Annotated in this window: 7 protein-coding genes and 1 tRNA gene; 2 read left to right on the top strand and 6 right to left on the bottom strand. The window is 37.5% G+C overall.

Going from position 1 to position 7,458, the window contains the following annotated elements:
* The 5 genes from PK547_02545 to PK547_02525 form a co-directional block, all read right to left on the bottom strand.
* On the bottom strand, positions 1 to 233 hold a 233-nt coding region (locus tag PK547_02545; protein HPR91587.1), incomplete at its 3' end, for a hypothetical protein.
* Between the two features lie 189 nt (positions 234 to 422).
* A complete protein-coding gene (locus tag PK547_02540) occupies positions 423 to 2,105 on the bottom strand; it encodes a type IV secretion system DNA-binding domain-containing protein (protein ID HPR91586.1) in 1,683 nt (560 codons plus the stop codon).
* 4 nt (positions 2,106 to 2,109) lie between these two features.
* Positions 2,110 to 3,390, bottom strand: coding sequence for a hypothetical protein (locus tag PK547_02535; GenBank protein HPR91585.1), 1,281 nt, complete (start codon positions 3,388 to 3,390; stop codon positions 2,110 to 2,112).
* Positions 3,391 to 3,504: 114 nt separating this feature from the next.
* Positions 3,505 to 4,671: a sigma factor-like helix-turn-helix DNA-binding protein gene (locus PK547_02530; GenBank protein ID HPR91584.1), complete on the bottom strand. Its 1,167-nt coding sequence runs from the start codon at positions 4,669 to 4,671 to the stop codon at positions 3,505 to 3,507.
* Between the two features lie 166 nt (positions 4,672 to 4,837).
* A tRNA-Lys gene (locus PK547_02525) sits at positions 4,838 to 4,909 on the bottom strand.
* Between the two features lie 268 nt (positions 4,910 to 5,177).
* On the opposite strand from PK547_02525, the gene epmA reads away from it, so the two are divergent.
* A complete protein-coding gene (gene epmA / locus PK547_02520) occupies positions 5,178 to 6,431 on the top strand; it encodes an EF-P lysine aminoacylase EpmA (GenBank protein HPR91583.1) in 1,254 nt (417 codons plus the stop codon).
* Between the two features lie 19 nt (positions 6,432 to 6,450).
* Complete coding sequence (gene efp, locus PK547_02515; protein ID HPR91582.1) at positions 6,451 to 7,011, top strand: elongation factor P; 561 nt, start codon at positions 6,451 to 6,453, stop codon at positions 7,009 to 7,011.
* Between the two features lie 147 nt (positions 7,012 to 7,158).
* Here the strand turns inward: efp and PK547_02510 are convergent.
* A partial coding sequence (locus PK547_02510; protein ID HPR91581.1) for a hypothetical protein occupies positions 7,159 to 7,458 on the bottom strand: 300 nt, incomplete at its 5' end.

The raw sequence follows: 7,458 nt of genomic DNA, 5'->3' as shown, positions 1-7,458 counted from the left end.
CATTGGATGGTAGTATTAGTTTTAGCAGCTATTAGTTGCTGAAGCTGGGCTTGTAATTGTTTAATCATTTCCATCAGCATCTGAATAAGCTGAGTATTTAATGCGGCAGTATCGGCTTGGCCAGATACGCTAGTAACAGCATTGGAAATAGCAGGTATGCCACCGAATCCAATTAGCACAGAAACTATGAGAACTGCGCCTAAAAGAAAACTGATTTTTTTCTTTTGTTTCATATTTTTATAAAAATTATTACTAAAAAATTATTAAAATATATGTGTGACAATCTTATTATTATACAAGTTCCTTTTCTGCTCTGTCAAGAGATATATATCCAGTTCGAGCGAACAATTTTCAATTTATAAATCTTGCTTAGGTCTTGGACTTTGAACTTTATTTAGACTTTAAATTTTAGACTTTAAATTTTACTTTCCCAAGATGGTATCTAAAATATTTTTTAGTTTTTTGGTATCCACTTTTTGCTTATTGGGGTGATTAGTCGCAGAAGTTTTTTCATTACCAGTGTGTTTATTTTGCCTGGCGGTAAAACTGGCGGGAATAACATTTTTGGTGACAGTATCCAAGGCTTCCACTTCACCGTTTTTTATCTTTTCTAGACATTCTGCGCAATACACTGGCCGATTAGGGTCTGGCTCAAAAGGCACACTGATAGGTTTGGCGCACAGAGAGCACTTGGTCACCCAGCGAGTTTTTTCCTTTTCTTTTGCATTACCACTGCTCCTTACACTAGAGACGTCGTTAGCTTCGGCAGGATTATCAATATCTAAGCCATAATTATAAAGACTCCAATCGCTAATAGTTTTCTCCACCTCCTCCCGCTTATCGCTATAAAGATGGCGCGAATATTCCTTAATTTTTTCTCGGTTATTAAATTTTACTCTATCAAAGGGCGGAATATTTATGCCAGAAAATGGTTCTGATATATAACCATCCACCATGAGTCTCATATAGAAATTGAAATTAGGCAGATTGGAAATATCAATGGCGCTAAATTGGCGTTCGCATTCGTTTTCAAAATACATAGCATCTTCTATGCCCAAACGGTATAGCACCGTAGTCCCTACGTTTCCAATAATAGCATCGCGGACAGTATCATTGAGTTGAGCCACGTATTGGTGGGCCATGATAAGATTTAAATGATATTTGCGAGCTTCGGACAAAATATTGGCAAAAGAATCAGTAGAGAAATTCTGAAACTCGTCTACATATAGATAGAAATCTGGGCGTTCAGCTTCAGGAACATTAACGCGCGACATGGCGGCTAATTGCAACTCGGTAATCAGGATAGCGCCCAACAGGGCTGAATTATCTTCACCTATCAAGCCCTTGGAAAGATTTACAATCAAGATTTTTCCGTTATCAATAATTTCTCTTAAGTTGATTTTACTTTGTCTCTGGCCAATGATATTCCGAATTAAAGGATTGGAAATAAATTGGCCAATTTTATTTTGAATGGCGGCTACCGCTTCTTGGGCATATTTTTCATTATAGTTGGCGAATTCATTGACCCAAAAAGATTTCACCATAGGGTCTTTTACATAATCTACGACTACTTGGCGATAATTCTTATCGCTTAGCATTCTGTTGATGCTTAAAAGAGTGGTTTCAGGATACTCTAAAAGGGCCAACAAAGTATTATTCAAGATGTATTCCATTCGAGCCGACCAAACGTCTGGCCAAATTTTCTTAAATACCGCCATAAGGCCAGAACTAATCAAGTGACGAGACTCTGGAGCCACATTTTCCATCACATTAAAAGAAATAGGCCAATCTAAATCGCTAGGATTAAAATAGACGACATCTTTAATGCGTTCCTCGGGCACATAATCAAGCATCAAATCGGCAAATTCTCCGTGCGGGTCTATAATGCCTAAACCAGAGCCATTTTTGATATCAGCTATAGCCATATTTTCCATTATGGTAGTTTTACCGGTGCCAGTTTGACCGATAATATACATATGGCGTCTCCTATCTTTAGCTTTAATTCCAAATTTAGTTAATTCACCCCTAAAATTAGTTAAGCCCAAGGGAATGAGCTGTTCATCTTCGACGATAAAAGATTTTTTTATAGGAATATTATCAGCCATAAGTTTAATCAGAAATAATTGGCAAATTAATCGGCGGCTTTCCCGTATTACTAACCAGCCTGCCCATTGAAGGAGCCTGGACGGCATTAATGGGAAGATGGTAAATAGTAGCTAGTTCTTCCACATTAAAGATACTTCCCTTTTTCAGCAAATTGCGTTTTTTAGAGTTCTGCATCAAATTGCGTTTACGCATCAAATTCCTTCTCTCGGCAAACCAACTGCGTCCCTTTAAAGCAAAACCATCGCTGTGGAAAAATCCCTTGAGGGAAATATTAATGTCATCGTTGCTCTGAAAAGAGTTAAGATTTTGGGTGCTGAATTGTTTCAAATAGCTTTCCACGGCAAATTTAGTCGTTTTAGAAAAAATTTCTTTGGGAGCAATGTAACAAGCTCTAATACCGCCGTTAAAACCTAACTTATCAATCTTCTCCCCTATCTTATCGGCAACTTCCCTTTCTACAGAACTTAAAGGAGTGTTTTTGGGCTCTCCCTTTTTCATTTCTGTCCAATTGGGCGGTCGAAAAGCGCCTAATAACAAGTTTTCCAGAAATTCTATGACCCCTGCCATAAAGGTCAGTGGTTTTGGGTCTTCTGCTCTCCCCATGGCCTTATTGATAATTTTTAAACCGCTTTCTTTCCACTTGTCATCACTAGCTTTAATAACAATCTCTAAGGCCAATAGTTCTTTGTCTTTAAGCTTGCTCATTATCTCGGCTATGGACGATAATGGGTCTAACCTTTTTTCCTCTTTGGGGTCTTCAAATGCCGGATAAGTGATTAAGGGATAAGCGCTATCAGCTTTAAGAATATATTCAGCCCCCCAGAAATTATAATTATTATCAGGCACAATTGGCGGCCAAATATCAAAATAATCTTTGGCTACCTCTATACTACTGGTAGGATATTGGGCATAAAACAGGGCCTTAATATAGTCAACATATTTTTTCAGAGTCCTGACATAAAAATACATCTGCCCGTTATAACCGACTAATTCAAAGCTGAACCAATCTGGCACAGGGTCCTTGGCGGGAGCGGCATGAAGAGCCGAAAAAACTTCTTCCATAGCCTTAGGGGTTTTAAAAATATCTCGGCTGGGAATAATTAAAAGGTTAGCCCATTCTAAAGCATCGGCTTTTTTCTTTTTATCGTAGGCCGCCGCCAGCTCCCTGTAAATGGGAATAAGTATTAACGGTAAAATCAACCACCAAAACTCTCCAAAAAAACGGCCTATGATGGAGAGGATATTGAGCAGAAAATTTAAAAGCGAAATCCCTAAACTATTCATCGTATAAGTATATAAAGAATAATAGGACTAAAGGGACCAAAACGCAAACAGGCAATCAAAAAATGATTGCCTGCTTAATTACTTTAAAATAAAAAGCCCATAAACCGAAAAAAACTATTTTTTAAGCATATAACGTTTGTCTGCCGTCTTAGCAAAGTATTTCTTATTCTGCAGATTCAAAAGGATAGTATTATCTTTGACGACTCTTTGTTCTTTGACCCGGCTAACGATTTCATCTAAAGTCAAAGGTTCTTTGGCTTCACCAAGTATTTTTTGCAACACTTGCCTCACCGTTCCCGGCTGATATCCCCATTGCGTCAAAGCATAAATTCCCCTGCCCACTAAAACGAATCGCTTATCTTTAATCAGCTCATTATGAACTGTCTGCACTTGAATATTTCTTTTCCAAAGATTTCCGCCATCGGTATCATTCCAAATAAATTCTCCACTGGCATTAATAGCTACCGGTTCATTAATTAATTTAGAAATCTCACTGAAGTGCAATGGCTTCTTAACATGTTTCATAATGGCATAAGCCCTATCCTTAACGCCGCGCGGTTTTATTTCATACCATTTGGTTAGACCATATTCATTGAAAGGATTGCGTTGAATTTGCTTACTAATAGAACAATAAGAAGTAAAATCTGCCACGGAAAGATTTGCCCACCAATTTTTGGCTGAATTATAAAGAGTGTCAAAAGGCACAGGCTCGCCCACTTGCTGTAATCTGTCTATCACCTTTTTAATAAAAGTTTCGTAATCTTTCTTGTAAAAACTATCATCATGTTGCAGATGCCAATAGCTATAATAATTATCAGAATCTTTTTCTTGACAAATATTGGCCGACAATTTAAGGAAAAAGCGAGCGAAATTAGCCATGCGCTTCACCGACTTAGACATATTCAACTCATCAGCCAAGGCTTTATAAAACCTTTCGCTTTCCATGGCGCCGCCATTATTCTTGAGAACGGTTAAAGCCAAATCCTCAAATAGTGTCCAATCAGCAGGGCGCTCTTTTTTATCAATTAAACTGAAAGCATTATTTTCTATTTGACGGACTCTTTCGCGTGTAATGTGATAAGCCTGACCGATAGCTTCCAGAGTTTGGGGTTCATCATTTACCAGGCCAAAACGCATCTCTAAAACAGCCCTGCTTTTTGGGGTCAGCGCTGCTAAAATATCTTTGGCAATACCAGTTAAATTAAAGCTTGTAGCAACTCTCTGAGTTGTTGTCCCAGCAGTTGTTCCGTTATTTATTTTTTCTGGGGTAGAGTTCGGCATAAACAAGACAAACTAATCAAATTTAAGTCAAGATAATATAACATCTAACGGCTCCAAAGTCAAACGGACGCAAGTTTATAAAGAAGAAAACTTTTAAAGTAGAACCAATCACTGCGCCCCAGTCTATAACCTTATAACTTGATAAATTTTAAGAACTTCTTGCCTGTGCGCCCAGGGGGATTCGGACCCTCAACCAACAGCTTAAAAGGCTGCTGCTCTACCATTGAGCTATGGGCGCGTATTAGTTTATAAAGTGAAAGGTTTTTAAAGTTTTTAAAGTAGAATCCAAATCCTGAGCTCCCCTTTATAACTTTATAACTTGATGAACTTTATGAACTTACTAAGCTTTTGTATCTTACAATGATTAAAATAAAAAATCAATAGTTTAATAAAGTTGTTATCATATTCTGAGCGAATATATTTAAAGCATTTATCACTGTGGATTAGCTCGGTATTTTACCTTCTCAAAAGATGCAATTTAAGCTATAGTGCTTAGGAAAATTGAAATGATGACACACAATAAAGGACAGATTTTAAAGGGAAGGGTTATAGAGTATAACCCCGCTTGTCAAAAAGGCATTCTCAAAGCCGCTGACACAGTAGTAGATTTCACCTTAACTAAAAAAACGGCTATACCCTTGGGTACTTTAGTTATTTTGCAAGGCAAGCAATTAATAGATGGCTTCCAGGCAGAGAAAATCACAAAGCTGAAAGAGCCGGAAATTAATTTTGAAACGTGGTGGAACGAGAACAGTAAAAATTGGCAAAAGGGGGTAACCGATACGGCTCGCGTCAAACTCATTAAACAAAAAGCTGCTTTAATGCAAGCAACTCGCGATTTTTTTATTAAAAAAAATTTTACCGAAGTTTCTACGCCTTTGTTAAATTCAATTCCGGGCATGGAGCCATTTTTGGACCCTGTTAAAACAGCCGAAGGATGGCTAATTACTTCTCCGGAATATAACATAAAAAAACTTTTAGCCACTGGCGTAGGAGATGTTTTTGAAATAACCAAAAGCTTCAGGGGACACGAGGAAAATAGCCCCTATCATAATGCCGAATTCACTCTCTTGGAATGGTACCGCTCCTTTGCCGATTACAGACAAGTAGTGGATGATTTGGAACTATTAACTATTGCGCTTAATCAATCTCTAGGGCATGGAACAGAATTGATTTATAATCAGGTTGCGATTGATTTAAAAACCCCATGGCCAAGATTAAAGGTAAACGACGCTTACAAAAAATGGGCTCATTTAGATTTAAATGCGTGCCAAACGGTGGCACGATTTAAACGAGCTATTAAAAACGCCAAGTTAAATATCAGCGTTGACAAGATTAACGATTGGAATGATCTTTTTTATTCCGTATTCCTTAATTATATAGAACCTAAATTCCCTAAGAATAAACCCTTAATTATTTACGACTACCCCCTGCCTCAAGGAGCCTTAGCCAAGAGAAAAAGTAAAAACAATTTCTGGACAGAAAGATTTGAATGCTATTTAGGCGGAATAGAAATTGGCAATTGTTTTTCTGAATTAACTAACGGGCAAGAACAGCAGGCGCGGTTTGAAGAAGAGCAAAAAATAAGAAGAAAAATCGGCAAAGAAGTTTTTCCTTTAGATAATGACTTAATCGAAGCTTTGAAAATAGGCTTACCGCCTACAAGCGGCATAGCTGTTGGACTAGACCGACTTTTTATGTTACTATTGGGCTTGTCTGATTTACGGGAATATTTAGATTTTCCCACCAGTCAGGTATAAAAAAATAAAAATATTATCTATGCTTGGTCCCAATGATTTTAAGAAAGGCATGGTTATTAAGGTTAATAACGAACCTTTCCAAATTGTAGATGTAGCTTTCGTTAAACCCGGAAAGGGCTCCTCCTTTACCCAAACAAAGCTTAAACACCTTATCAGCGGTAAAGTGCTGGACCGTAATTTCAAGTCCGGAGAACAATTCGATGAAATGGATTTGGAATATAGAAACGCTAATTATGTCTACCACGACAGGAACAATGTTGTGTTTCAAGACCCCAAAACCAATGAAAGAATAACCTTGCCTTTGGAAACAGCCGGCAACCGCATTCATTTTATGAAAGAAAAAATACCCGTCAGCCTTATGAGCATTGATGAGAAAATATTTGATTTTAAAATTGCTCCCAAGGTAGAAATGTTGGTCACCGAAGCTATGCCAGCTATAAAGGGCAATACGGCTACCGGAGCCATGAAAACCGTAAAAATAGAAACTGGCTACGAAATTAACGTTCCCCTTTTTATAAAAGAAGGCGATACTATAAGAATAAATTCTGATACTGGCGAATATGTAGAAAGAGTTAACTAGGGATACTAAAAAACTGCTCAAATGAGCAGTTTTTTTAATTTTCAATATCCGATATTTAAAGTCTAAACAGTATCAAAAAATAAAATCTGGGTTTTGGTTTGGTCATTAGACATTAGACATTTTACGCAAGCCTGGCTTCCTTATCCCCTAGTCCCTTGTCCTCGGAGTTTTGATCCATTGGGCGTTTCTTTTTCTGAAAACATAGTAGTCCAAAAACCCGGCTACATAGGGCCAAGGATACAGAAACAAAATAAATGGCATATAAGTAAGCGCTGACAAAAAATACCAAAATCCTTGTCGTTTCCACACTTTCTTTTCTGGCCAATAGATATATTGACGATAAATAATGAGAAGAGCCAGACTATAAATGACTAAGGGTATAGGCACGTTAGAAAATGTCCAATAAATAAAACCAAAAGCTGTTTTAGTGGCGCTAAAATAAGACCA

The sequence above is a fragment of the Candidatus Paceibacterota bacterium genome, from assembly GCA_035404205.1.
Lineage (GTDB): Bacteria > Patescibacteriota > Minisyncoccia > UBA6257 > JAVHQB01 > JAVHQB01.
Note: the sequence above shows the minus strand (reverse complement) of the source record. Positions and strands in the feature narration are given on the sequence as shown.